This window comes from Bacillus sp. LQ16 (assembly GCF_057784645.1).
Map to the genome: position 1 here is coordinate 2,800,081 of NZ_CM173491.1, position 24,441 is coordinate 2,824,521.

The window sequence follows — 24,441 nt, forward strand, 5'->3', positions numbered from 1 at the left end:
TTTTTCTACTATTGTAGAAGAGTTTTTTCACACAAAAAATTCTTACCCCACATATCCATGTTATAACATGCTTACAAGGAGGGGAAATATGCATTACCGCACATTAGGTAAAACTGGAATAACTGTTTCTGAAATAGGTTTTGGGGCATGGGCAATCGGTGGTGATGAATGGGGACCTGTTAACGATAAACAATCTATAACTGCTATAAAAAAAGCAATTGAGTGTGGTGTGAATTTTATTGATACTGCGGATGTGTATGGTTTAGGACATAGTGAAAAGTTGGTGGCCACCGCGATTAAAGGACATCGTAATGATATTATCCTATCAACGAAAGGTGGTTTAATCGGACACCACTACGACCCTAATGGAGTTCCTGTATATGATACTCCCGAAAAAATCATCGCTGTATTTGAAACAAGTTTACAACGTCTTCAAACAGATTATATTGATCTTTATTTTTGTCATATTTGGTGGCATAATCGTAGAGAAACAGAAGCATTTCTACGTGCATTTGACATATTAAAACGTGATGGAAAAGTAAGGGCAGTCGGTGTTTCGACTCATGATTTACAATACATTCATCATTTCAATAACAACAACGAAATTGATATCGTACAACTTGATTACAATATATTAAATCGAAAACCTGAAAAAGATATTTTACCATTCTTACAAGAGGAAAATCTAGGAGCTATTATTCGTGGTCCATTAAAAATGGGCATTTTAACTGGAAAATTCACAAATAAAACAATTTTTCCAGATGGAGATTTACGCAAAGATTGGCCAAATGAAACTTGGTTTCAAGAAGACTTACAAACCGTAGAGAAACTTCGGTTGCTCTCAAATAAAAATCAGACCCTAGGGCAACTTGCACTTCGCTATGTACTCTCTCATCCGGCAGTAAGTGTTGTAATTCCTGGTGCCAAAACCGGAATGCAAGCACAAGAAAATGCAAATGCATCTGTTCGCCCTATTTTGAGTGATGAAGAGCTTAACTATATTCATTCAATATAAAAAGCCCAATTCGGGCTTTTTAATTTGACAAACTAATATCATACTCCATTCGCTTCGCTGTGTCCTCCGCAACATGCATACCTAACAAGTTTTTCACAATATGAAATGCCATATTAATTCCAGCTGAAATTCCAGCAGATGTTATAATATGTCCTTCATCTACAAACTTTACATTTTCTATAACTTCAACATTTTGAAACTCATTTTGAAACTTTTCAATACTAGCCCAATGTGTTGTTGCTTTTAAACCTTCCAGTAAACCTGCTTTCGCCAGTAATAGCGCTCCTGTACAAACTGAAGTCATCAGCGTTACTTCTTTCATTTGTTGGCGAATCCATTTTATTACTATTTCATTTTTTATTTCATATTCTCTAGCACCTAGCCCACCCGGAATTATTAAAATATCCACTGGTGGTAAATTTTCAATACTATAATCTGGCTGTACCTTCAATCCGTTCCTTGCTGTAATCATTTCCCCATTCTCGCTAACTGTATAAACAGTAAATGGTTTTTCTTCATTCACCTCAGTTACAGAAAAAACTTCAAATGGCCCTGCAAAGTCTAACACTTCTACTTCATTAAATAAAAATATACCAACACTCCATTTATTCATCATAAGTTCACTTCCTGTTTCAAATGATGTAATAGATGATCATATCCTTTTTCTAATGCAATATCATACGCTGTTTTCCCATCATTTTTCTTTATCATCTTATTAGCTCCATTTTTAAGGAGTAACATAATTATTTCTTCATTTCCTAATAATGCCGCTTCGTGAAGTCCTGTCCAGCCACCACTTTGCATAATATTTACATCTGATCCTTTTTCAATTAAGAAAGCAACAAGTTCACTTTGCTTGTTCGCAATTGCTGCTTGCAAAGGCGTATTTTCATTTTCGTTTTTCGCTCTACTATGTATATCTGCACCGCTTTCTAAAAGAAAACTCGCTATTTCTGTCCAAAATAAGCTGCTAAATGAAGTGGTGTCCATCCATCTTCACTACATTCGTTAACAATACTTGGACTCGCCTTTATAAACTCCACTACTTTTTCCTTATGACCACTTAAAACAGCTTGTGCTATTGATTGTAAATGCTCCATAATAATCTCCTATCCTTCAAAATATTTAAGCATCCCCTTCTACATGTTCTATTAATTATTACATTTTCCTTCTAAAAACTTAAGTTTACATAATAATATTATAAATCACTTTTGTACTAATGTTGAATAGCAATAATGTTAAAAATAATACCTTTAAACAATAAAGACTATGATTTCATTAGAGTTACTGAAAAAAGCAATTAAAAAAACTATACACATAGTTTTCATCATATTCGTTCAGTTGCATAAACTAAAACAGGTAATGTTTATTCTGCTATTCATGCTTTCAACATATCAAATAATATTATTCCAATAAAAAAACAATCCATTTTAAAAATGGATTGTTTTTTTATTTCTGTTTTATGCGGTTTTATTTTATTTTTGTATTTTCAATGACGAAATAATTACGTTTACAAAAATGAAACGCCACTATCTTTGTCCCTCTTATAGTGAGCTTTTCGTTTGAAAACAAAAAACTTATTTTCGCCTTACGATTGAAAAAACATATGTAAAAATCTCTAAAACAGCTGCCTTATCATACTAATCTATAGCAATTCTGTCTTCTTCCCTTACCTGTTTCCTTTAACACATACGATTTTAAAACAAGCGCCGTTAATGAATCTGTTAATGTTTTATATGATAAATTTGATAATGCCAATAGATCGTTTGTATATAACATTCTATGCTTCTCTAATAATAATAGTACTAATCGTTCAGACGGTTTTAATGCCTCATCACTTTCTAGTATAAAGTCTATATTTTTCATTTCTCTAATTACTACTCCTTATATAAAAAAATACTTTATGTGCTAATTTAATATAAAAATAATACATAACAAAATTTGAAATATATTAAAATAACATTGTTTTAAAACACTATTATACTATAACATATAAAAAGCATTTCCCGAAATAGGAAATGCTTTTTATATTGGTTATATAATTCTTCAAAAACTACATTTAAAGACGGTTAGTCATTCTCTAAAAATGAATGACTAACCGTCTTCCAGCTTCTTCTCAATTAACATGTTTTACCTTAAATATTTCTTGCAATATGTGGCTTACTGTAATGACTTGTTCCACCGCCACCTACTACCACTTTACCGCCTTTTTCGAAAATTAATAATTTACTTGAACCATCTGCAAGAAGTACTATTACTTCAGCATTATTACTTGTTGCTACATAAATTACATAACCACTCTTTGATATACAAGTTTCCCAATTCGCATCAAATTCTGATCTTACTACACGATTTGAATACACTTGATTTTCAATTCTATCTTGTTCTATATTTTCCAAATTGATTCCTCCCACTTCACTAAAATAGCATTTATAGGAAATAACAGCCCTATATAAAATAGTAGCTGACTTTAACATAAATAGTATATGTAGTAAGTAGCAGAATGCTTGGACAATGAAAACCTAATAACATGTAAGCGATATACAATTAAAATAAGGCAATCGATATTATATCAATTGCCTTATTTTCATAGATAGTTCTTTTATTTCTCGTTTCGCACAGCTTCAAAAGTAATCATTTGATTTGCATTTGACGGTTCTTTTTCATAATCATATTCGGCAGAGCAAGTAATGTTAGAGAAACCTATACTTTCTAAAAGGAGTTTAAACTCTACTATTCCATACCAGCGCAGCGCAAAACGTTGTAACTCTGTTTGTACTAGCTGTCCTTTACTCCACTTTTCATATTTCAAATATGATACAGTAACTTGGTTCAGCCAATCTATTTCAATTGATTTATTTTCTAATGTGATTCCGTCTCCGTTCGGCAAAGAAAAAGTCGATGTATGAATTTCCCCAGTCTTCCAGTCATGCGGAAGCATAATATCTACGATTAATCGTCCGCCTGGATTAAGATGTTCATAAAAACATTTCAATGCGTTTATAGAATCCACACGATTTTCAATTAAACAAAAAGATCCAGTAGGAATGATAATTGCCTCATATTTATGCGGAATTGAAAATTGTTGCAAGCTTCCTTCATACAAATTAGGATGTAAGCCTCTCTCTTTACACCGCTTACGGCAAGAATCAAGCATTTCAGGTGAATAATCTATCCCATCCACTTTAAAACCAGCCTCTAGAAGCGGAATGATGACACGCCCTGAACCTACTGCAGCTTCGAGAATTCTACCTCTACAATCTTTTAAACGTTCTTTGTAATACTCAATATCACCATTTAAAGAATAACCGACTGGTTTTGTGTAATCATACAGTTCCGTACAAAGTGTACTATAAAAACTAAACATTTATTTTCTCCTCCGTTTTTACGTACGGAAGATTCCAATTCAACTAATCTTCCTGTACCTCTAAATTTAATGCGCTTTCGAAAGAGCTGACTGTCATAATATATCACTCACTTTCCATAGAATATAATGATATTGTATTACATAACCTTCCAATTTGAAATATAAAATTAAAAATTCAGACTATAAAACAAAAAGCTTACTTTAGTAAGCTCTTTGGAAAAAATATTTATTTCACAATCGGCAATGTCACTTCACTTAATTTCACTGTAAGTTTCGTGCCCGCTTTCGGTCTAATTGTATAATCATAGTCGCTAGCAATTAAAACGACCCCTATTTGATGTCCAGCTTTAAAGACATAATCATCTGGCTGCATGTCCCATATAAATGTATAATCTTTGCCCGGTTGAATCGCTGTTGAATCTTCTATATTATTCAAGTTTTGTGGATCCATCCAGCCTCTCGTTACGATTTCCGGCTTCGCTCCTCCATAGTCAACAAGTAATGCTGTTAAATTTGATACAGATCGATCAATATTTCCTGTAATTGAAATCTTTGGTGTACCACTTATGCGTGTATCTTTTTGAAGTACAGGCATTGTATATACTAATCGATTGGCTACTTCTAATTCTGGGTTTGCTACTAATTGATTTGATTTCATTTGTGCATCATCTAAGAATGAGAAAACTTTATTAGCCGATCCCATACTTAGTGGGAAATTGACTGATTTATTACTTAAATACATACGGATTTTTGAAGGTACAGCCGCTGGATCTGGCCAATTTTTTATCTTTTGCCACGATTTATTTTCTCTTTGCACATCAACCATTGGTTCATCCATAATTCCATTTTCAATTCCGTACAACCAATAATCTAACCATTTATTTTGTGTTTGCTGCCAGTTATTACTTGATGTCCCACCATGACCACCTTGGTGTAGCCACATTTTACGAGGAACATTATTTTCTCCGAGTGCATCCCACCATTGCGCGAACTGCTTCGTCTTAACATTCCAATCATTTAAACCATGAACAACAAATACGCTTGCTTTTACATTTTTAGCATCTTTTACATAATTGCGTTTATCCCAAAAATCATTATAATTACCTGTTTTTCGGTCTTGTCCAGCCGTTAACTCTTTTATAACTTGTCCGCAAACTTCAGGATTTTCCCTTGTCAGTACTGCTTCTGCCATATTATCTGTATCTTCTCCTTGATATCCGCCTGGCGCAATTACTGCACCATTTGCACGATAATAATCATACCAACTACTAATTGCTGCGATTGGAATAATTGTTTTTAAACCTTCAACTCCAGTAGTCGCAACAGCATTTGGTAGTGTACCATTATAAGAAACTCCAGTCATACCTACATTTCCTGTAGACCAATTTGCCTGAACTTCCTCACCCTGTTCTGTAAATGCTTTCGCGCGACCGTTTACCCAATCAATAACAGACTTTGTACCGAGTATTTCTTGTTCATCTCCAGTTGTAGGGCATCCATCTGATTTTCCAGTACCGATACTTTCGCCTAGAATAACTGCATAACCTCTTGGCACGTAATAGTTCCCATACGAACCAAGATTAACCGCTCCATACGGTTTTCCTTCATACGCATACAATTCTTCATCTACATTATATACAGGAACATCTTTTAATCCAGATCGATATGGACTCATTTCATAAATAACAGGAACCTTCACATTCGAATCTGTCTTTGGACGCATAACTTTTATCGATACTCTGTCTTTCTTACCGTCGCGATCACTATCAACTTCTGTCTCTACATATAAATTTTCGATAATGGCTTCATCGAGAGAATAAATCGGCTTTGTCATCCCATTTTCTAATTCAATTTTCGTATTTTTAGTCTCTTCTTTCTTCTCTGCATGCACATCCATAGTAAAGCTAGGTATAATTGTTGCAGATAGCATTGCTGACAGTGTAATTGCCATTTTCTTTTTACTCAAAATGTTCCCTCCCCTTATTCGTTCTCTTTTACTATATAACAAAATAACTGAAAATTCAGTTTTATTTTTATATAATAGTTGAGAAACTCAAAGATTTCTTATTAAGTAAAATTCAATACAGGTGTGAAAGTATTTTCCCACTCCCAGCTTCTATATAAAGTGAGCCCTCACCAATCGGGCGTTTACGGGCAGCGGGGCCCCCACCTAACTTCTTTGCTTCCGCTGAATTTTGAGTTTTGGGGTCTTACTGCCCGGCAAATAGCCGGAAAAATAGAGAAAAAGACAACCGATATTTCTATCGATTGTCTTACATTCCATTTATTTTTTTTCTAACTCTTTAAAGGTATCTTTCAAGTCTTTATCAGATACTTTTATATCTGCATTTTTAAGCAGATCTCTAGTAACTTGTTGATGGAATTGAGGATCTTGTATACGTTGCTGTTCTAATTCTTTACGAATATTCTCTTTCTCTTCCTCATATGGTTTAAGCTCTTTTTTATCCGTTAGCTTAATAATATGATATCCGAAAGAAGATTTAACAGGTTCACTCAATTGACCAACTTCTAACTTATATGCAGCATCCTCAAATTCTTTCACCATCATACCTGGTCCAAATTCAGATAGTTCTCCACCTTTTTCTTTAGAACCTGGATCCTCTGAGTATTGTTTAGCCAATGCCGCGAAATCTTCGCCACTATTTAATTTTTCTTTAATTTCTTTTGCTGTCTTTTCATCTTTCACTAAAATATGGCTAACTTGAAGCTTTGGCTTATAGTGATCTTTAATATCTTTTTCCGTTACGGTTGCTTTAATAGCTTTTTCAAAAGCGAAAGTAAGCTTTAATTTCTCTTTCAACTGATCTTCATTTTTCACACCATTAGATTCCATATATGTATTAAAATTATCGCCCATCTTGTCTTTTAATTCTTTCAGTTGTTTCGTTACCTCTTCATCCGTAACTTTATATTTATCATTTAATACTTTCTCTACTACCATTTCAGATAAATTCTGTTTACCATAGTTTTCTTTTAATTTTTTGTTAAAATCACTTTCTGAAATGCTTCCTGATTTTGTAGTTACAATATTATCTGATGAACCACATGCAGATAAAGATAACGTCATCCCCATTAAAATGCTACCAATTACTAATTTCTTTCTTTTCAAATCCGAATACCTCACTTCATTAAATTCAAATGTAACTATGTAAATATAACGTTTCCCTGTGAACTTCACGTGAATTTAATGAAAGTAGAACATTTGCTAATTCTCCATTTAATACATCAATTTTGAAAATTATGGTGATTCATCCTGTATCGCTAACCTCTAAAGCTGCAAAAAGGACTAAATTTTCATTTGTCCTTTTTCACATTTATATAAAATTGAATTTCTCCATTTATAGAGGAAACTCCATATTCAAAACCATGTCTTTCTAAAATACTTTTCACTATCGCTAGTCCTAATCCTGTACCTGATTTTTCTTTACTACGAGAAGATTCTAGTACGTAAAAAGGCTCCCAAATTTTCTCGATATCTTTAATTTTATCCGTATGAATGCCATTTTTTATTTGAAAATATATACTTTTATTTCTATCTTCTAAAGTAATTATTATGCTTTGATTTGCGGTATATTTTATTGCATTAGAAATTAAATTTTGAAATACCATTCTCATTTTATTTAAATCTGCATAAACGATTGTATCACCCGTATTACAGTTTACTTGTAAGTCAATTGCTTTCGAATCCAGGTCAATCTGATGCTTATCTAATATACTCTGGACCAGTGGTTCAATGGGGAATTCTTCTTTTTGTAAAATATCTCTTTCTAGTTTAGAAAATCGTAATAGTTCTTCAATTAAATTTGATATTTGATCTGTTTGTTTAATAATTGTATCTACGTAAGTCCCATCATCTAATCCATCTTTAATCCCCATAGAATATGCTTTTACTAATGCGATCGGTGTCTTTAATTCATGCGTTACATCACCCATAAATCGTTTTAAATGTTCATTACGATTAGTTAAGTCTTGATGTGCTTCATGTAGTTTTTCACTCATGATATTAATACTATTGGCCAACTCTCCTATTTCATCATTCGTTTTCACTTTCGTTCTTTTAAACTGCAAATGTGAAATATCCTGAGCCACATCACTTAGCTCCTTCAGTGGCGTCGTTATTATTTTTGAAAGTATCCACACAAGTAAAATAATAAGAAGGAGCGAGAAACATACGATGTATAAGTAAAATGTATTTAACGTATTTATAATTTCATTTGAATTCGCAATGGAAGTCCCAATTAAAATTATCGTATCATCTTTCGCAATATATTTAGCAAAAAAACTCGCTTTTACCTTTCCTTGATCGTACAGTTTATTGGATTGCCCTTCCGTCTTCACTTTCATAACTTCGTCTTTCGTAATCCAAAGCTTATTTAAAGTTACTTTCTTTTTCGTAAGTTGCATGCGTAACGCTTCGTTCATAGCATCTTCTGACTGATTAATTGGCGTATACGCAATTGTAACGTTATTTTCACTTTCAATTGTATGAATAACATCCTCTATATTTTCCACTGTTGTATTTTGTATTTGTGTTGTAAATTTATTTAAGTTTTCACGTGTTTTATAAATATTATAGTTCGGTAAGAGATTGTTAATGAATAATAATGAAATCATAAAGATGAGAATAACAGTTGCAGAAATACTTAAAAATAACTTTTTCCCAAGTTTATTCACTTTGTTCCTCCAAACTATAGCCCAGCCCGCGATGCGTCTTAATAATATTTTCTCCAATTTTTTTACGCAGCCTTCTTACATGTGTATCAACCGTTCTCTCTTCTCCAAAATAGTCAAATCCCCATACAATATCTAGCAATTTTTTACGAGTTAAAATCGTTCCTTTATGATTTAAAAAGCATTTTATTAATTCGAGCTCTGTTTTTGTAATTTCTAACTCTATATCATTTTTATATACTTTATTTTTGGCGAAATTTATTTTTACATCTTGTACTTGAATAATATCATCATGCTGAATAAGTTTTTTCGCTCGCGTAATTAGTACTCCTGGATGAAATGGTTTTTTCACGTACTCATCTGCCCCGCTTTGAAGTGCTGCTAATTCATCTTCACTTTCACTTTTCGCCGTAAGCATTAATACTTTTACGCTTGAATTCTTTTTTATTTCCTGACAGACAGTAATACCACTATGTTTTGGCATCATCCAATCCAAAATAGCTAAATCAATTTTTTCATCATAAAATATTTGAAGTGCTTCCTCTCCGTCTTTTGCTAATAAAACTTCGAAGCCTTCTTTTTCAAAATAAGCTTTTAAAATTCTTAACATATCTTGTTCGTCATCTGCAATTAAAACTTTCATATTTTTTCCTCCATTGCTTTTAAACAAAAACCAATTGTATCATACAACATCTTTGTTACATGAATGTGACAGAAAAATATTTAAAGCTTTTGAGGGGATAGTAATGGTGAGGTGTTGTATTATGATAAAAAAAATCGGGGTCATTTCTCTTCTTTTATTTCTATTATCAACAAATGCATTAGCAAATACAAATCAACAAATTGAAGTGTTTGATTGTCAAAAAGAAATGGTCATTCAAAAACAATCTTTAGATCCAATAGTCCAAAAAGAAGCAGTTCAATACGCTAAAGCAATTACTGGTCCATTTAAAAACTTAAATGTCGTTCCAAAAGATGGCTATATGATAAAAATCCCATTATCTAAGCCGGTTTCTATTACTAATCAATGGTTACACACTACAATAGACGAAGTACTTATACTGCTCCCACTAAATGAAAAGCCTTATATTATGCTTTATGATGATGAAAATAATCCGCATTTTTATTATGTAAAAGGTAAACCAGGATTATTATTGAAACAAATGAACGTTAAAACGTAATTGACTGAAAAGGAGTCACCTTATAAGCTAAATTTTAAAAGCTAAGGTGCTCTTTTTTATAATAACAATTCAGTAAATGAAATTATAAAAGTTGGTTTTTAATATAAGGATCGCAACTTCATATATCAGCGATTTTTAAGATATATCGATTTACCAACAAAAAACCTGTCCGTCTATTCTTTTGGTAGCTACCTCGATAATACTTTGTAGTGACTAGACCCCTTATATAATCCCTCTTTTACAAATCCATTTGCAGTATAAAACGCATCTCCTTGCTTCGTGTCAGCATGTAATACAATCACTTCAAAATACTTTTCCGCATGACATAATAGTTGGTTCAATAATAAGTTCCCTAACCCTATACGCCGAAAATCCTTTGAAATATAAAATCTCCTTAACCGCCCAATCTTATTGTCTTTTGTGTACGGATCCTCATTTAAACCTCCAACTCCAATTAACATATCACCTTGAAAAATACCATATAAACATTCTCCAGTTTTATTGAATGTATTTATTTCGTTTTTATATTCACTTATTAGCCTTATAAGGAAATTAAAACCTTCTTCTTCACTGTCTTGAACGAGATGACTGAATTCATATCCCATTAAATTTTCTATTTGTTGAATATGTATATCTTTCAAGTCCATTCCCCCTAAGTACGAAAATATATAAAATGCTCGAGAATCATTTATTCTGAGCATTTTTATGGTTGTTACTTTATTTAATTCATAGCGTGCGTATTCTTCACTTCATATCTAAACCGATAATACAGTTGATTAATTTTATTATGAAAATATAAGAGCCTTGCTACAATCTAGTGTGTGATAAGGCTCTTTAAAATTGTTTAATTCTTATTGAATTAAAGCATGTGTTTGTTTAAGTGTATACATTCACCATTTATAAATTCTCTCAAATATACAATAAGTTTATATATTTCTCATTCTTCTCTAACAGGTTCAAAATAAATTGTAATTTGTTAATCGATATGTTTGTGTAACCACTGTTCAAATATCTTTAACTGTTCTTCAGTATGAAAGTAATGTTCACCCGTCTCCATAACTTCTAATTCACAACGATGTTTTTTTGTAAAATAGTTAATAGTTTCAAATTCGCACAGTTCATCCTTGGCTCCGTACATAATATATGTATCTATATTCCATATATTAATAGGATGTTCTTTTACATAGCATAAATAATCCCAATATAACTTTTGACCAATAGGTGTCTCTATAGTCATTTCTTTTTGTAAAAGCTCCGGTGTTACATTAAACCATTTCATCATATTTTCGATAATTCGTTCCATATTAACTACTGGTGATAAAAATAACGCCTTTTCTATCACATCATTTTGAAAAGCTAAAAGGCTAAAATACGCTCCCATACTACATGCAAACACGTTTATTTCTTTCCAATGTTCTTTTGCATAATTCATAATTATAGATAATTCACTAACACTAATCTGTACTTTGCAAGGAGTGTTATCATTTTTTCTTTCTCCATGCTCAGGTAAATCAAAGCTTAATACTTGATAACCTTTTCGATTGGCTTCTTCAGCTAATATTTGAATAACTGCATCTTCCTTATTTGACATATTTCCATGTACTGCAATAAAAATTTTTTCACTCTTATCTCCCCACAAGACCGCGGGAATATTACTAATTTTAAAATTATTTTTAAACATATTCCCTCCATAAAATAAGACATATAGGACTTGGAAAAAATGCACACACTTTATTTATCTCTGTACAGCAGGCAATATCCCCTTCAACTCCATTAAATCATCTATTACTATATCAGCCTGAGCAAGTTCATCTTCTTGCGCAAAATCAAAATTGCACCCAATTGCAAGTAAACCGTTGTCTTTCGCTGCATTTATATCAGATAGCCGGTCACCAACTACGGCTGCCTCTTTTATATCATATTTGTTCATAATACTTTTAACTAAGTCACCTTTATTTAGCGATTGTATTTGTTCAATACTAAACGTTTCAGTCACCCACTTGTCTAAAGCATAATAAGTTACGATTGCTCGTAAATATTCTTTCAAACCATTACTAGCAATGTAAATGGAACAATTATTTTCTTTTATATGCGTAAATACTTCTTTTACGTTCGGATATAAAGCGCCTTTTCCGCTTTTTATGTTTTCAATAAGTCTATCTAAAAAATATGCATCTGTTTGTTCTCTTACTTCAATAGAATGGTCCGGTAATAAAGCTTCCCAAACTTTCGGTAACGGCACACCCATAATTTCTCTATATTTATCAATTGGAGTTACTGTATCCCATAATTGTAGTGATCTTAAGTGATCAAAAGTATCATCTAACGATAATTCTAAAATTTTATCTGTTTGAAATAACGTTCCGTCCATATCAAAAATTAATGCTTGTAACATCTCATTCTCTCCTTTTGAACTATAGTACAGTTTTACTCTTTATATTTTTAAGCATCTCAATAATAATTTCTGAGCAATAATTCGCAGCAGTTTTCGCGAAGTCATCATAAGAAATTTGAGCTTCATCATCTGCGCTGTCAGAAATACATCTTATAATGAGAAACGGTATATCATTTATATAGGCAACATGTCCAATTGCTGCCCCTTCCATTTCTGTACAATGAGGTGCGTATTCGTCTATTAATTTCGCCTTTAACTTTGAATCTTCAACAAAACATTCACCGCTGACAATTCTTCCTTCATGAACTGCAATCTGTAAACTACTACTAATACAAGCTTTACGTGCTAACTCTACCAATTCCTTACTTGCAATAAATTCCTCTTGGAACGGAAATAAGTTTTTCATTTGAGTTTTACTTACATCATGATGAGTAACATTCGTTGAAATAACTATATCGCCGACTTTTACATCTGAATGTAATCCGCCAGCAACGCCTGTATTAATGATAGAATCTACAACAAATTTATGAATTAATGTTTGCGCGCATGCAGCTGCATTTACTTTCCCTACACCAGAACGTGTAATAATTACTTCTATTCCCATGAATTCTCCAATATAAAAAGGCATTCCCGCTATTGTCTGTTCCTCTTGTATAACTAGTTTTTCTAAAAGTAAATCTATTTCAATTTGCATTGCTCCAATAATGCCGATTCTGTTCATGTATGTAGTCTCCTCTTTATTTATAAGTCGGCCAATATATGATGTAATACACCATAATTTTCAGCTATCCAATTCATTTCATCTGCAAAGCGTGAAGGTGGTACACTATGCTGATCCATATTGGCATGGATCCACCAAGTACTCTCCATGTACCAAAGCATTTGAATTGCCTGAACAATATTCCCTACTGGAAAGTCTACTTCATTGCGGTACCCTTCTAAAAATGATGCAACAAGACTCTTATTTAATACTCCGTCACTTAATGCGCACGATATAACTACACGGCCAATATCTAACTCTACATAATCGTAATCCATGCGATCAAAATCAAGAATCGCTGATACTTTATCATTAAGAAACAAGAAATTATCTACCCATAAATCACGGTGCACCCATCCCCGTTGGCTATTATGAAATTGTTCTGTATTTACCAATTGTGTTGCTTCTTGCTGTAATTTTATATAAGGGAGAATGTGCTCTTTTCCTAGCTTCTCTACTTCTCTCATTTTTTCTTCCCAATGTTTCAATCTCGCCTCTTTAGTAGGTGGAACAAATTTAGGATTTTCTCCTTTTATTAAAGAGCCATCATTTAACAAGTTATGCATATAACCTATCGTCTGACCAAGAGAGTGAATTTCCTTTTGATTCACTTTTCCTGGTGAAACTAAGCTACCTTCCTTATGTTCTAATACTATAAATCTTTCATCACTTTTTGATTTATGCATTACATTATTTTTATAAATTAATACCCTTGGACAACTTACACCATTATTATGTAATCTTTGCTGTTGTTGTAATGCTTGTATTAAAAGGTCTGAGTTATACATTTTGTACCGTTCTTGATTATATTGCTTTAATACAAAATCCCCTACATCCGTTTCGAGTTTCCACTTCAAATTTAGCCAACCACGATGAATAGGTATTGCATTTCGAATTTTAAATTCAAATAAAGTTTCACATTCTACTTTCAGTTCTTGAAAAATCATTGTAGCTTTTTCATTAGATAACGGCTCTATCATCTTACTTGTCCTTTCTTAGCTTGGCATTCCTTTCACTCTCTCTAACATAACCGACAATAAAAATTTCGGAAGTACAAGTTGCCTCTTCAATCTTTTCGGCTGTGAGAGTAACCTATACAGCCATTCAGTTCCAGTATCCCTCATCATTTTCGGTGCTCTTTTTACAGTACCAGATATTATATCAATCATGCCTCCGATACCAATAGATAGCGGAACGTTTAATGTTTGTATGTTTTCATAGATGAACTCTTCTTGTTTTGGTGAACCTAGTCCTACGAGTAGTAAATGCGGCTTGAATTGCTTAATTTTTATTTTTTCTATTTCTTCACCATTTACAAATCCATGCTGTCCTTTAAACTGTGCTCCTAGGAACTGCTCATTTAATTTTTCTAATGCCTTTTTATTACTTTCTGGAGCGGCTCCAAAAAGAAAGACACGATATTCATTGTCGTTACAATATTTTATTAAATCACGAGTTAAATCCGCCCCAGTAACACGTTCTTTCAAAGTTCCTTTTAATATTTTCGAGCCAATTATGACACCAATCCCGTCCGCTGTTATTAAATCCGCAGATAGTAACATCTTTTTAAAGCGCTTTGCTTTTTCCGTATTTTCCTTTGCAGACATAACAATTTCAGGATTTGCAGTTACTACAAACCTTGGTTTCTCTTGCTGCTCATGTAGCCAACCTTTTAATAAACTTATAGCTTTTGCATATTCTAAAGTTGAAAAAGGTATACCTTTTATAAACTGCTGATCCACTATACTCTCTCCTTAAATAAGCTGCAAATATTCATCAATGTCTTTAGAAATTTGAATAAAAGCCTTATTCCAAAATTCATAATTCCTTATATCTATTTCAAAATATTTTTTCATAAGCTCCTCTACTGGAGCCTTTCCTGTTTCTCGTAAAAACTCTTTATATTTCGGATGAAAAGTACTTTTACTTTCTTGAGCTATTTCTAATAAACTAAAACTTACTAAATATCCAAATGTGTATGGATAATTGTAAAAAGGAACATCTGCTATATAAAATTGAATATATTTCATCCATACAAACGGCTGGTATTCACTTAAAGCATTTCCATATGCTTCTTTTTGTGCCATTATAGATAATTTCTCAATTTCATCAGCACTTAATAGACCCTCTTTACATTTTTCATAAAATGTTTTTTCAAACTGATACGATGCTCGTATTGCCATTACATAATTAAAACTATTTCTTATTTTCCAGCTAAGCAATGCCTTTTTCATATCTTTACTATCCGTTGTTTCAATTAGATAATTTAAGAGTACCGTTTCAAAGAAAATAGATGCTGATTCAGCCGTACTCATCGGCAAATAATCATCTAAAAAAGATGTAGATTGTTCAAAACTCATATTATAAAAATGCCAAGCATGTCCTAATTCATGAGCGAGCACTCTTACACTATCTATACTCCCATCATAACGCATGGAGATTCTCGATTCTTTCTCACTGAAAAATGGAGCACAAAACCCACCTGATGGTTTATTCTCTCTCGGTTCAGCATCTATCCATCCACTTTCTATCGCATTACGTGCAAATTCTGCTAATTCTTCATCAATATTCTTACATGCATCATAAACGTTTTGTACTGCTACTGAAAAAGGAATAGTAACCTCATTACTTTCCTTTACTGTCATAAGTTCATGCCATGTAATCGAAGCCTTCCCTTTCTTATACATGTTTAAAGCACTTACTAATTTATCAAGATTTTCTTCTGTCACATTCCACATTTGTAATAATACAGTTTCTGAAATGCCATTCGCATGAAAAGATTGTGTTAAAATCTCTCTCTCTTCTATTTCATTACTCTTTATATTACGCAATCTCCCTATTTGATTTAATACGGTAGCAAAGATTTCTTTTTCCTTATGTAAAGTACTTGTAAGTAACTCGAATACTTCTAATCTTTCCTTTTCATTATCACTATTCATTGCAATAGTATTTGCTTGTCCAAAGGATAATAGTTTATTATTGTGCTCTATTTCTATTCTATCCCGTAATTGTATGTACATATTTTCCCACGCATTAAGTTCATCTTTTATTAACTTAGTATTATCTGAAGTTTCCACTTCATTATGTTTTATTACTTGCTGTACTTCACTTTTTAGTTCCTTCACTTTCACAGTCAATTTAGTAAGGTCAGATGAAACACTTTCTTCAACCGATTGACAGTAGAAATAGTATTCCGCTTTTTCAATAGCTTGTATAAGCTTTGAAAGAACCTCTACATCTTTTGTTACAAAATATTGCTCTTTCAACTCCAAAATCGGAAATAGAATATCCTCATTCAAATACAATCGATTTAAATCCCATCTAGAAATTTCTTGCATTTTTATAGCCGCCTCCTATTTTTACAAATAGTTACAGATATTTCTCCCTACACAATTATATATGAAATGACAAAATTTCGATATCATTAAATATTCAGATTCCTATAAATACATTCGTATTTATACTCTTTTCTTCTACCATTAAGTATCATTCCACATATAAAAAATACTCCCTCTACAAGAGGGCATTTGATATAGGAAAACTTCAAAGATTTTATCTTCATCAATACCATATCGACCGATTATCACAGATTAAAAAATAAAAAAGGATTGATCAAAAGATCAATCCTTTACTCTACTTCATTTAAGAAAAATAACGTTATAACGCCAGGACCTGTATGTGCTCCGATTGCTGCACCAATTGTATTTACGATAAATACTTCACAGCCAAATCTTTCCGTAATTAATGATTTTAATGCTTCAGCTGTTTCTAAGTCGTCGCCATGAGTCATAGCAATTGTTTGACCTTTAAGGTCTTTTCCGCGCTCTTCCATAATATCTACAATTCGGCCAAGTACTTTCTTTTTCCCTCGTACCTTTTCAAGTGGTACAAGTTTTCCTTCTTCCACGTTTAAGATCGGCTTAATGTTTAGTAAACCACCGATAAAACCAGCTACTTTACTTAAACGTCCACCTCTAACAAGGTACTGTAAGTCAGCTACAGTAAAGATGTGCTCCATATGGTTCATTAGAAAAGCGACACGGTTTAAAATATCTTCTTTTGATGCGCCGTCTTTTGCCATTTTAGCAGCTTCTAAAACGACAAGACCTTGACCAAGCGAAGCACATTTCGTATCAATAATTTCTAAATCTAAATCTGCATATGTTTCTTTTACTTCCTCTTTAATGACAACTGATGATTGATATGTACCAGATAGTTCAGATGAAAAAGCTAAATATATACAAGGATTACCTTCTTTTGCATAAGAAACAAATTTTTCTTGGAAAGTTTCAAGTGAAGGCAATGACGTTCTATAAACAGCGCCTTCTCTCATTTTTTGCAATAATGTAACTGACTCTAATGTTACTCCATCTAAATACTCTGTTTCTGCTTCATCATATACACGGAGTGGAATTAAATCAATATCATATGCTTGCAGCAATTCTACTGGTAAATCCGCCGCACTATCCGTAATGATTTTAACACCCATTTTTAAACCTCTATTCTGTTATAAATATAAAATAATAAAATAAAAATAGTACTTTTAAATTATATACGTAAAACTTAAATGAAGAAAGGAAAACACTTTATATTGTATGCACTATTCTTCAAAACTTGAACTATTAATGAAAATTATGCGATTCCAACTACTTTTTTCCTAAAATTATTTTCTATATAATGAAAATAGCGCAAGTTGGCCAAAGGAGGATGCACATGAGTATTCAACTAGCTACATCTAATGATTTAGAATGGATTAATAATCAATATGAATCGATAGGATTTGTAAGAAGTGATTTAAAGAGAGATAAAGTTGCAATTATTACATATAACAACGAGTATGCAGGTGTTGGACGATTAGTCCAAATAGATGCAGATACTTTAGAAATGGGTGGAATTTTTATTCTACCTCAATTTAGAGGGCTACAATTAGCTGGTGAGCTTGTTTCATTTTTAGTAGAAACTGCGAGAAAATCACAAATACAAGATGTATATTGTCTTCCTTTTGAGGAATTAGAAAACTTTTATAAGAAATATGGCTATACTGAAGTCGATACTACGAAAGAAGCAGTCCATCCAATTATTCTAAAAAAATATAATTGGTGTTTGGAGAACTACGAAAAACACGTTCTACTATTTAAATTGTAAATGTAATAAAGCGAAACTTTAATCAGTGGGGGTTTTACTGCCCGTTAATGCGGGATAACAAAGTATATTCTCAATCGTTTTTCTATCAGTACTACTAATCGGAGCCAAAGGATTAATCAAAGATATTTTATCTCTCTTTTTATAAATGACTGATTAAAACTTAATGTTCCGTCAATACTATAGGTAACATGATTGTATTTCTCCATTCTCCCTTGGAGAGGAGCAGTAAGCTTTTGCTAGCTGCTCTTTTATTTTTTCAAAAAGTCACATAAATATCTTTAATTCCAAACATTCAAAAGATAAAATGTGATAAGATTGTTATGAAGATATTTACCAACTAATAAATGCGCCCTAGACTTACGTACTAGGGCGCATTTATTTTTTAGTATGTAATTCCTTCACTCATCTATTATCCACAAAATAAGTATCATACGCTTTATCAAAAACATATCCTAACTTTTCTGCTAGGTTAGCAGATGTAGTATTCGCTGCATCCCAGTTTGGATACTTTCCATTTTCTAAGCAATCCAATATAAGAGCTGCACTAACTACAGTTGCCAAACCTTTTCTTCTATGATTATGATCAGTCGCAACTTCAATTTCAATGCCATCATTATAAATACTATACGAGGATGCACCGCATACAACTTCTTCGTTATATAAAATGCTATAACCTATACCACGGTTTATATAATCTTCTACCGACTGAAATTGACTTGTAAAATCTTCGGAGATCTTATGTAATGTAGGGCTATTTGCGATATGCTTATCTATTCTTTTTAACTCATATCCTTTTGGAAGTGTTGATATAAAAGATTGTAATTTTGAACGATTAAAAACTGCTAGATTTCGTTTGAATTTATAACGTAAAAACTTATCTATTTTTCTTTCATGGAATGTTTCTAGGCGTTGTTTCCACTCTTCACTATTTACGATAACTAAAATTCTTTCTGGAATATTACGTAATAACTCTTCTGTTTCTTGCACGTTTGGGTCTCCAGCGTAAAATGTGAAAATTCCTACCGTAACTTGTGCTACTGTTGGATTTTCAAGATCATTTACCCAAGCAGTACCCATATGCCCTTGTAAATAAGAAAGTAAAACAACGTTATTGAAATCATTAAACATAGAAACTAGTTTTTTTCTTGTATGTATATTCGCTTCATATATCATTTACATTCCCGCCTTCTTTAGAATCAACTACTCTTAACATTTTCATGAGCGCTCCATAATTCGTATTCATATACATACCCACCTGTTCATCATAAAAGCAATTGACTATTAAATTAAAACTTCGAATATTTATAAAATATCAGTAAACATAAAATGATTATAACATCTACTAACTATAAAATGATCAACATATAAAATAAGTCAACAATAAATATATTTCTTACCCGTTAACAAACGGTTTGAAGGACCAACATAATTAATTATGTAACAACCCTCAACAATAGTTTGAGGGTGCATTTAAATACATGTATTATAACTCATTTTTATAAATAAAAGATTCCGTCTCACCGTTCTTATATACTTTAGTCAATTTAACAACTGATTTGTACGTGTTAACGTCATCCTCTATCATTTTTTTCATCTCTTCTATTTCGGCATCACCAGTTCCGCCCTCTATTTTTAAACAGTTCGAAATGGAAAGGTATCCGCTTGATGCCAATATAAAAATAAAAATCGTATCAGGAAAATTAATAAATAATAATCCGTAGTTTAAAGGGTCTCCAGCTGGATGTGATAAAAGTAATCGAAAACCTACCAGTTCAGGTACTTGAACAAAATCTCTAGAAACTCTCGCTTCACCTACTATAGTAATTTGCTTTACTACATTCCCAAGTTCATCTGTAAATTCAGTACATCTAGGTGGATTAATTGTTGTTGCTTGGAAAGACACATTTAATTCAGGATTGTTAAAATCGAAAAAGATTGTACTCCCCTCTGTTAAACATTGCGGGCAAACATTTCCTAGCAAGCTAAAGTCCTCTTCAATATATTTAACTTTCGATTTGCAACTACAAACTTTTCCTATTCGGATTGCATCAATTTTTGAGCAATCTACAAAAATAACCTCATTGTCTTCTTGTACAAATGATACAATCCCTTTCATCACATTAAACGAAAGAAAATAGGATACAACGATTTCGTTTCCTGCTATTACAATACTTTCAACTTTAGTATACGGTTCTAGACTTTGTAAAAATTCACATATACTATTTTGGCAACATCCACAATCACGTTTCGGCTCACAATCCACTTACACTCCATCCCTTCTCTATATAGAATAACTAATACATATATATGAAAGGAAAACAAAAAAGCTTGGACAATATAACTTTAACGTAGGAATATCGTTACCTATTCATAATATTAGTAAGGGAATTACACCAATAATGAGTAATAACACATAATTTTTACTATAAATACATATAACAATTTCATCTTTCATGAAAAAAACGTTATAATGAAGTGTAGCCTCTACGATTACGTTATAAAGGAGATTAAAACAATGGCTAAAATTAAAGTATACCAAGTAAAAGAAGAAAATATGGAAGCAGTAAAAAACATCATTGATGTTGAGGAACAAAACCCAACTGCTGAAAACTTACAAAATCTATATGCATGTGTATTAGAAACTGAAGATATGGCATTGCCTGAATCATACATTGAAGAAGATATCTTAATCGATTCTATGGAAGTTATGGTTAACGCTTCTCAAAGCAAAGTAAGAGACTTAGGTGCATACGATGTAATCGAAGTTCAAAACAAAGGTAAGAAAACACAAATTTTATTACTTGCAGACGAAGAATACGAAATTATCGAAGGCTAATCTAACACCATACATACGAAAAAGCTCCTTTCCAATTGGAAAGGAGCTTTTTCATTACGCTTTTGATGTTTCGCTCTTTTTATTCTTTTGTTGTTTCTTAATTACCATGCGCTCATTTCCCATAAAGAAAATGAATATGAATGCTAATCCAGCTGGTACCAATGCCCACATGAACGTTTGAACAATTGAACTAGAAAGAGCATCAATAATCTTATCTAATATTTGCGGAGGGATTTGAGATCTTGCCGATTCTGATAAAATGGCTCTTGAATCCCTTAATGTGTTTGTATTCATTCCCCCGCTCATACCTTTAAATGCTTCTTCTAATTGATCTTGGAAACCTGTTCTTTGAATCATTCCGAAGATTGTAATACCAAGTGTCATACCTAATGAACGAATGAAATTACTCGTCGAAGTCGCAGATCCGCGCTGTTCCATACCGAAGTTGTGAATAGCTGCCATACTTAGTACAGAGAATGAGAAACCGACTCCAAATCCGATAATGATCATATACACTGTTAATAATGCACGACTTGTTTCTGGCGTTAATGTGCTTAATAAAAATAGTCCAATTAGCATAATAACCGCAGAAATGATCATAATGTTTCGGTAGCTAAGCTTTGTCGTTAAAAAACCACCTAACTGCGCTGTTACGACTGAGCCTAACATCATTGGTAAAAGTAATAATCCTGAGTTTGTTGCAGTGCCACCGTATACACCTTGAATGAATAATGGAATGTATACAGTTGCTGACATAAATGCAGCTCCGTAACATAAAGCAATAATTGTACTCATTCCGAACAAACGTTGTTTAAACATCTCAAATGAAATGATCGGTTCTTCTACTTTACGTTCAATAAAAATGAATGCAATAATTAAAATAACGAATCCACCAAATAAACTTAAAATAAAGTTAGAATCCCAATCATACTTTTGTCCGCCAAGTTCAAGCGCAAACATTAAAGAAACTACTGCACCAACTAAAGTAATTGCGCCAAACCAATCAATTTTTTGCTTTCTATGAACTCGTGACTCTTTATAAAAGAATGTAATAAAAATAAGTGCTAAAACGCCAAGCGGTAAGTTAATATAAAATACCCAGTGCCAGCTTATGTAATCTGTAATATACGCACCAAGCAACGGACCAAAAATACTCGATAAACCAAATACTGCTCCGAATAAACCACCCATTTTCCCGCGCTTTTCAGGAGGGAAAATATCAAAAACGATAGTAAACGCGATCGGCACTAATGCCCCGCCGCCAATACCTTGAATGGCACGATAAATCCCTAACTGTGTAATATTTTCAGCAGTACCACAAAGCGCCGAACCAATCATAAAGACGATTAAACCGAAAATAAAGAACCTCTTTCTACCATACATATCTGATAGTTTTCCGAATATCGGCATACCTGCCATTTCTGCGACCATATAGGCAGAAACGACCCATACAAAGTTTTCAAGGCCTCCTAAATCACCAACGATTGTTCCCATCGCTGTTACGACAATGGTATTATCCATTGATGCCATTAAAATACCTAGCAATAAGCCCGCTACAACAAAGCCGAGCTTATTATTCTTTTCAACCATAACCTTGCTCTCCCTCGTACTACTTATATTTGTTTATGTTCCTTTACGACTGCATTACCTTTTTGATTAAGACTAGTATGATATTCTACAACACTAATTTCACATCCGGGACCAATTGTAACATTATTTCCTCTTACTACTTCAGCAATCGTATGCTCTAAATAAATCTCATCTCCTTCAATGATAGACGTTTGGAGGCTTCCAGCATGATTTGTAAATGGAATAAATCTCGCTTTTTTACGAACGGTAATCTTCTTACCGCCAATTTCTCTTACTTTGCTACCTTCATAACGAAGTGAAATTTCAATATTTTCAGCATTAAGTAATCCATCACTTTCAAGGCCACCAGTTAGTGACAGTTCTTCAACTTCAATATCTCCTTTTACATTTAAAGCGCCTTTCACATCTACGAAATCACCAGTTAATTTCCCCTTAACTTCTATCATACCTCTTACTTTTATTTTTTCAATATGAGCATCACTATGCATTTGTGTATTTCCGTATACTTTTACATATTCCGCATCTACATTTCCTTGTACTTCACTATCTCCATACACGACATAACTTTTCACTTTCATATTACCGCACACTTCACTCGTGCCGTACGTTTTAAATTCATTACAGCTCATGTCATTAGAAATCGTTCCTTCACCGCGAATCTTCACTTTATTATAATCTCCGCCTGCTGAACTACCAGAACCATTAACAGTAAGACTATGTTGATGTTCCATATCATTTTCTCCCTTCCATTAAATCTGCTTCATTTCTTTTACATTTGCGCTTTTATCAACAGTAAGAACACCCGTATATTCGATCAGTTCAATCTCACAGTTTGGTCCTACCGTAACATTATTTCCTCTTACCGTTCTTATGTGAGCATAATCAATATCGATATTGTCACCTTCTAATAGTTCAGCCTCTAATTGCATACCAAATACTGATTTAAACAGCCTACTAAAAGTACTTAGTCTATGTTTTACTTTAATCGTTTGACCACCAATTTCTTTCGCTCGACATGTACCGTGAATATTAATATTTATTTCATCAGCGCTTAGTAATCCACCAATTGTAAATTGTCCTTCTGAAGAAAACGTATCCACTTCACAATTACCATCAATTGTCGCTTGACCATTGACTTTAAATTCTTCACCAGTGACATTTCCACCTACCGTACCTTTTCCTGCAATTTTCAAACTGTTTGCCTTCACATCTTGCGTAATTGTTGCTTTTCCATCAATTCGCATCGTTTCAGCATGAACTGTACCGTCGATTTTACCTGATCCACTAATTCTTGCATTGCTACTTTTCAAATTTCCAGTAACGGCACCGTAACCGTTACATTCAAATTGGTCACATTCAACATTTCCATTCACAGTACCTTTTCCGTTTAATTGCACTTTATGAAACTCGCCACCATTCGATGAACCGTAACCATTTATAATCAAATTATCTGTACGCAT

General features: G+C 32.8%; 25 protein-coding genes and 1 pseudogene. 4 read left to right on the forward strand and 22 right to left on the reverse strand.

The window, feature by feature from the left end:
- Positions 1-88 precede the first annotated feature (88 nt).
- A complete protein-coding gene (locus AC3EMB_RS14045) occupies positions 89-1,015 on the forward strand; it encodes an aldo/keto reductase (RefSeq protein WP_095690711.1) in 927 nt (308 codons plus the stop codon).
- A gap of 19 nt (positions 1,016-1,034) precedes the next feature.
- Here the strand turns inward: AC3EMB_RS14045 and AC3EMB_RS14050 are convergent, their stop codons facing one another.
- The 9 genes and pseudogenes from AC3EMB_RS14050 to AC3EMB_RS14090 form a co-directional block, all read right to left on the reverse strand.
- Positions 1,035-1,631: a DJ-1/PfpI family protein gene (locus tag AC3EMB_RS14050; protein ID WP_488517071.1), complete on the reverse strand. Its 597-nt coding sequence runs from the start codon at positions 1,629-1,631 to the stop codon at positions 1,035-1,037.
- Positions 1,628-2,115 (reverse strand): annotated as a pseudogene (locus AC3EMB_RS14055) (ankyrin repeat domain-containing protein). The gene AC3EMB_RS14050 and the pseudogene AC3EMB_RS14055 overlap by 4 nt, the downstream one beginning before the upstream one ends.
- Positions 2,116-2,650: 535 nt before the next feature.
- The gene (locus AC3EMB_RS14060) at positions 2,651-2,881 is read right to left on the reverse strand and encodes a hypothetical protein (RefSeq protein WP_000789031.1); all 231 of its coding nucleotides are present in this window, start codon (positions 2,879-2,881) and stop codon (positions 2,651-2,653) included.
- A gap of 269 nt (positions 2,882-3,150) precedes the next feature.
- A complete protein-coding gene (locus tag AC3EMB_RS14065; RefSeq protein ID WP_016081250.1) occupies positions 3,151-3,414 on the reverse strand; it encodes a hypothetical protein in 264 nt (87 codons plus the stop codon).
- 203 nt (positions 3,415-3,617) lie between these two features.
- The gene (locus AC3EMB_RS14070) at positions 3,618-4,382 is read right to left on the reverse strand and encodes a class I SAM-dependent methyltransferase (RefSeq protein ID WP_088114752.1); all 765 of its coding nucleotides are present in this window, start codon (positions 4,380-4,382) and stop codon (positions 3,618-3,620) included.
- A 226-nt stretch (positions 4,383-4,608) separates the two neighbouring features.
- Positions 4,609-6,348 (reverse strand): Xaa-Pro dipeptidyl-peptidase, encoded by a 1,740-nt coding sequence (locus AC3EMB_RS14075; RefSeq protein WP_454484993.1) that lies wholly within the window; start codon positions 6,346-6,348, stop codon positions 4,609-4,611.
- A gap of 318 nt (positions 6,349-6,666) precedes the next feature.
- Complete coding sequence (locus tag AC3EMB_RS14080; protein ID WP_048656243.1) at positions 6,667-7,512, reverse strand: peptidylprolyl isomerase PrsA; 846 nt, start codon at positions 7,510-7,512, stop codon at positions 6,667-6,669.
- A 185-nt stretch (positions 7,513-7,697) separates the two neighbouring features.
- Positions 7,698-9,077: a sensor histidine kinase gene (locus AC3EMB_RS14085; protein ID WP_340719968.1), complete on the reverse strand. Its 1,380-nt coding sequence runs from the start codon at positions 9,075-9,077 to the stop codon at positions 7,698-7,700.
- The gene (locus AC3EMB_RS14090) at positions 9,070-9,717 is read right to left on the reverse strand and encodes a response regulator transcription factor (protein WP_000865979.1); all 648 of its coding nucleotides are present in this window, start codon (positions 9,715-9,717) and stop codon (positions 9,070-9,072) included. Before AC3EMB_RS14090 ends, AC3EMB_RS14085 begins: the two co-directional genes overlap by 8 nt.
- A gap of 121 nt (positions 9,718-9,838) precedes the next feature.
- Here AC3EMB_RS14090 and AC3EMB_RS14095 point away from each other — a divergent pair, with 121 nt between their 5' ends.
- On the forward strand, positions 9,839-10,255 hold the full coding sequence (locus AC3EMB_RS14095) for a hypothetical protein (protein ID WP_000591776.1): 417 nt from the start codon (positions 9,839-9,841) through the stop codon (positions 10,253-10,255).
- Positions 10,256-10,443: 188 nt separating this feature from the next.
- Here the strand turns inward: AC3EMB_RS14095 and AC3EMB_RS14100 are convergent, their stop codons facing one another.
- The 8 genes from AC3EMB_RS14100 to AC3EMB_RS14135 all read right to left on the reverse strand — a co-directional run bounded on the left by AC3EMB_RS14100 (position 10,444) and on the right by AC3EMB_RS14135 (position 17,899).
- Positions 10,444-10,896, reverse strand: a complete 453-nt coding sequence (locus AC3EMB_RS14100; RefSeq protein WP_053564206.1) for a GNAT family N-acetyltransferase — start codon at positions 10,894-10,896, stop codon at positions 10,444-10,446.
- A gap of 335 nt (positions 10,897-11,231) precedes the next feature.
- Positions 11,232-11,936 carry an alpha/beta hydrolase gene (locus tag AC3EMB_RS14105; RefSeq protein ID WP_488517072.1) on the reverse strand — a complete coding sequence of 235 codons (705 nt, stop codon included), beginning with the start codon at positions 11,934-11,936 and terminating at the stop codon, positions 11,232-11,234.
- A 54-nt stretch (positions 11,937-11,990) separates the two neighbouring features.
- Entirely contained in the window at positions 11,991-12,650 is a 660-nt protein-coding gene (locus AC3EMB_RS14110) for an HAD family hydrolase (RefSeq protein WP_488517073.1), read from the reverse strand.
- 19 nt (positions 12,651-12,669) lie between these two features.
- Complete coding sequence (locus AC3EMB_RS14115) at positions 12,670-13,371, reverse strand: 5'-methylthioadenosine/adenosylhomocysteine nucleosidase (RefSeq protein ID WP_226606927.1); 702 nt, start codon at positions 13,369-13,371, stop codon at positions 12,670-12,672.
- A 20-nt stretch (positions 13,372-13,391) separates the two neighbouring features.
- On the reverse strand, positions 13,392-14,390 hold the full coding sequence (locus AC3EMB_RS14120) for a phosphotransferase (RefSeq protein WP_488517074.1): 999 nt from the start codon (positions 14,388-14,390) through the stop codon (positions 13,392-13,394).
- Positions 14,391-14,405: 15 nt separating this feature from the next.
- Positions 14,406-15,152, reverse strand: coding sequence for a WecB/TagA/CpsF family glycosyltransferase (locus AC3EMB_RS14125; RefSeq protein ID WP_488517075.1), 747 nt, complete (start codon positions 15,150-15,152; stop codon positions 14,406-14,408).
- Positions 15,153-15,164: 12 nt separating this feature from the next.
- Positions 15,165-16,748, reverse strand: a complete 1,584-nt coding sequence (locus tag AC3EMB_RS14130) for a M3 family metallopeptidase (RefSeq protein ID WP_488517076.1) — start codon at positions 16,746-16,748, stop codon at positions 15,165-15,167.
- A 290-nt stretch (positions 16,749-17,038) separates the two neighbouring features.
- A complete protein-coding gene (locus AC3EMB_RS14135) occupies positions 17,039-17,899 on the reverse strand; it encodes a DegV family protein (RefSeq protein WP_016081238.1) in 861 nt (286 codons plus the stop codon).
- Between the two features lie 224 nt (positions 17,900-18,123).
- On the opposite strand from AC3EMB_RS14135, the gene AC3EMB_RS14140 reads away from it, so the two are divergent.
- Positions 18,124-18,555 carry a GNAT family N-acetyltransferase gene (locus AC3EMB_RS14140; RefSeq protein ID WP_029442581.1) on the forward strand — a complete coding sequence of 144 codons (432 nt, stop codon included), beginning with the start codon at positions 18,124-18,126 and terminating at the stop codon, positions 18,553-18,555.
- 402 nt (positions 18,556-18,957) lie between these two features.
- On the opposite strand, the gene AC3EMB_RS14145 is transcribed toward AC3EMB_RS14140, so the two are convergent.
- Together AC3EMB_RS14145 and AC3EMB_RS14150 are read right to left on the reverse strand one after the other, a co-directional pair.
- A complete protein-coding gene (locus AC3EMB_RS14145; RefSeq protein WP_454485010.1) occupies positions 18,958-19,728 on the reverse strand; it encodes a GNAT family N-acetyltransferase in 771 nt (256 codons plus the stop codon).
- A 310-nt stretch (positions 19,729-20,038) separates the two neighbouring features.
- The gene (locus AC3EMB_RS14150; RefSeq protein WP_095690699.1) at positions 20,039-20,818 is read right to left on the reverse strand and encodes a BC_2878 family exosporium-associated protein; all 780 of its coding nucleotides are present in this window, start codon (positions 20,816-20,818) and stop codon (positions 20,039-20,041) included.
- A gap of 252 nt (positions 20,819-21,070) precedes the next feature.
- On the opposite strand from AC3EMB_RS14150, the gene AC3EMB_RS14155 reads away from it, so the two are divergent.
- Positions 21,071-21,391: a hypothetical protein gene (locus AC3EMB_RS14155; protein ID WP_001062742.1), complete on the forward strand. Its 321-nt coding sequence runs from the start codon at positions 21,071-21,073 to the stop codon at positions 21,389-21,391.
- A 54-nt stretch (positions 21,392-21,445) separates the two neighbouring features.
- On the opposite strand, the gene AC3EMB_RS14160 is transcribed toward AC3EMB_RS14155, so the two are convergent.
- From AC3EMB_RS14160 to AC3EMB_RS14170, 3 genes are read right to left on the reverse strand one after another with little or no spacing between them, the layout of a single operon-like run.
- A complete protein-coding gene (locus AC3EMB_RS14160; protein ID WP_000229636.1) occupies positions 21,446-22,981 on the reverse strand; it encodes an MDR family MFS transporter in 1,536 nt (511 codons plus the stop codon).
- Between the two features lie 23 nt (positions 22,982-23,004).
- A complete protein-coding gene (locus AC3EMB_RS14165; protein ID WP_454485014.1) occupies positions 23,005-23,712 on the reverse strand; it encodes a cytoplasmic protein in 708 nt (235 codons plus the stop codon).
- 18 nt (positions 23,713-23,730) lie between these two features.
- On the reverse strand, positions 23,731-24,441 hold the full coding sequence (locus tag AC3EMB_RS14170; protein WP_001258371.1) for a bactofilin family protein: 711 nt from the start codon (positions 24,439-24,441) through the stop codon (positions 23,731-23,733).

Excerpts from the sequence above, each read along its gene's own strand:
- AC3EMB_RS14130 (WP_488517076.1), bottom strand. The coding sequence starts at position 16,748 with ATGCAAGAAATTTCTAGATGGGATTTAAATCGATTGTATTTGAATGAG.
- AC3EMB_RS14165 (WP_454485014.1), bottom strand. The coding sequence starts at position 23,712 with ATGGAACATCAACATAGTCTTACTGTTAATGGTTCTGGTAGTTCAGCA.
- AC3EMB_RS14170 (WP_001258371.1), bottom strand. The coding sequence starts at position 24,441 with ATGCGTACAGATAATTTGATTATAAATGGTTACGGTTCATCGAATGGT.
- AC3EMB_RS14050 (WP_488517071.1), bottom strand. The coding sequence starts at position 1,631 with ATGATGAATAAATGGAGTGTTGGTATATTTTTATTTAATGAAGTAGAA.
- AC3EMB_RS14070 (WP_088114752.1), bottom strand. The coding sequence starts at position 4,382 with ATGTTTAGTTTTTATAGTACACTTTGTACGGAACTGTATGATTACACA.
- AC3EMB_RS14155 (WP_001062742.1), top strand. The coding sequence starts at position 21,071 with ATGGCTAAAATTAAAGTATACCAAGTAAAAGAAGAAAATATGGAAGCA.
- AC3EMB_RS14045 (WP_095690711.1), top strand. The coding sequence starts at position 89 with ATGCATTACCGCACATTAGGTAAAACTGGAATAACTGTTTCTGAAATA.
- AC3EMB_RS14145 (WP_454485010.1), bottom strand. The coding sequence starts at position 19,728 with ATGATATATGAAGCGAATATACATACAAGAAAAAAACTAGTTTCTATG.
- AC3EMB_RS14105 (WP_488517072.1), bottom strand. The coding sequence starts at position 11,936 with ATGTTTAAAAATAATTTTAAAATTAGTAATATTCCCGCGGTCTTGTGG.
- AC3EMB_RS14140 (WP_029442581.1), top strand. The coding sequence starts at position 18,124 with ATGAGTATTCAACTAGCTACATCTAATGATTTAGAATGGATTAATAAT.
- AC3EMB_RS14120 (WP_488517074.1), bottom strand. The coding sequence starts at position 14,390 with ATGATAGAGCCGTTATCTAATGAAAAAGCTACAATGATTTTTCAAGAA.
- AC3EMB_RS14110 (WP_488517073.1), bottom strand. The coding sequence starts at position 12,650 with ATGTTACAAGCATTAATTTTTGATATGGACGGAACGTTATTTCAAACA.
- AC3EMB_RS14060 (WP_000789031.1), bottom strand. The coding sequence starts at position 2,881 with ATGAAAAATATAGACTTTATACTAGAAAGTGATGAGGCATTAAAACCG.
- AC3EMB_RS14160 (WP_000229636.1), bottom strand. The coding sequence starts at position 22,981 with ATGGTTGAAAAGAATAATAAGCTCGGCTTTGTTGTAGCGGGCTTATTG.
- AC3EMB_RS14095 (WP_000591776.1), top strand. The coding sequence starts at position 9,839 with ATGATAAAAAAAATCGGGGTCATTTCTCTTCTTTTATTTCTATTATCA.
- AC3EMB_RS14090 (WP_000865979.1), bottom strand. The coding sequence starts at position 9,717 with ATGAAAGTTTTAATTGCAGATGACGAACAAGATATGTTAAGAATTTTA.
- AC3EMB_RS14115 (WP_226606927.1), bottom strand. The coding sequence starts at position 13,371 with ATGAACAGAATCGGCATTATTGGAGCAATGCAAATTGAAATAGATTTA.
- AC3EMB_RS14135 (WP_016081238.1), bottom strand. The coding sequence starts at position 17,899 with ATGGGTGTTAAAATCATTACGGATAGTGCGGCGGATTTACCAGTAGAA.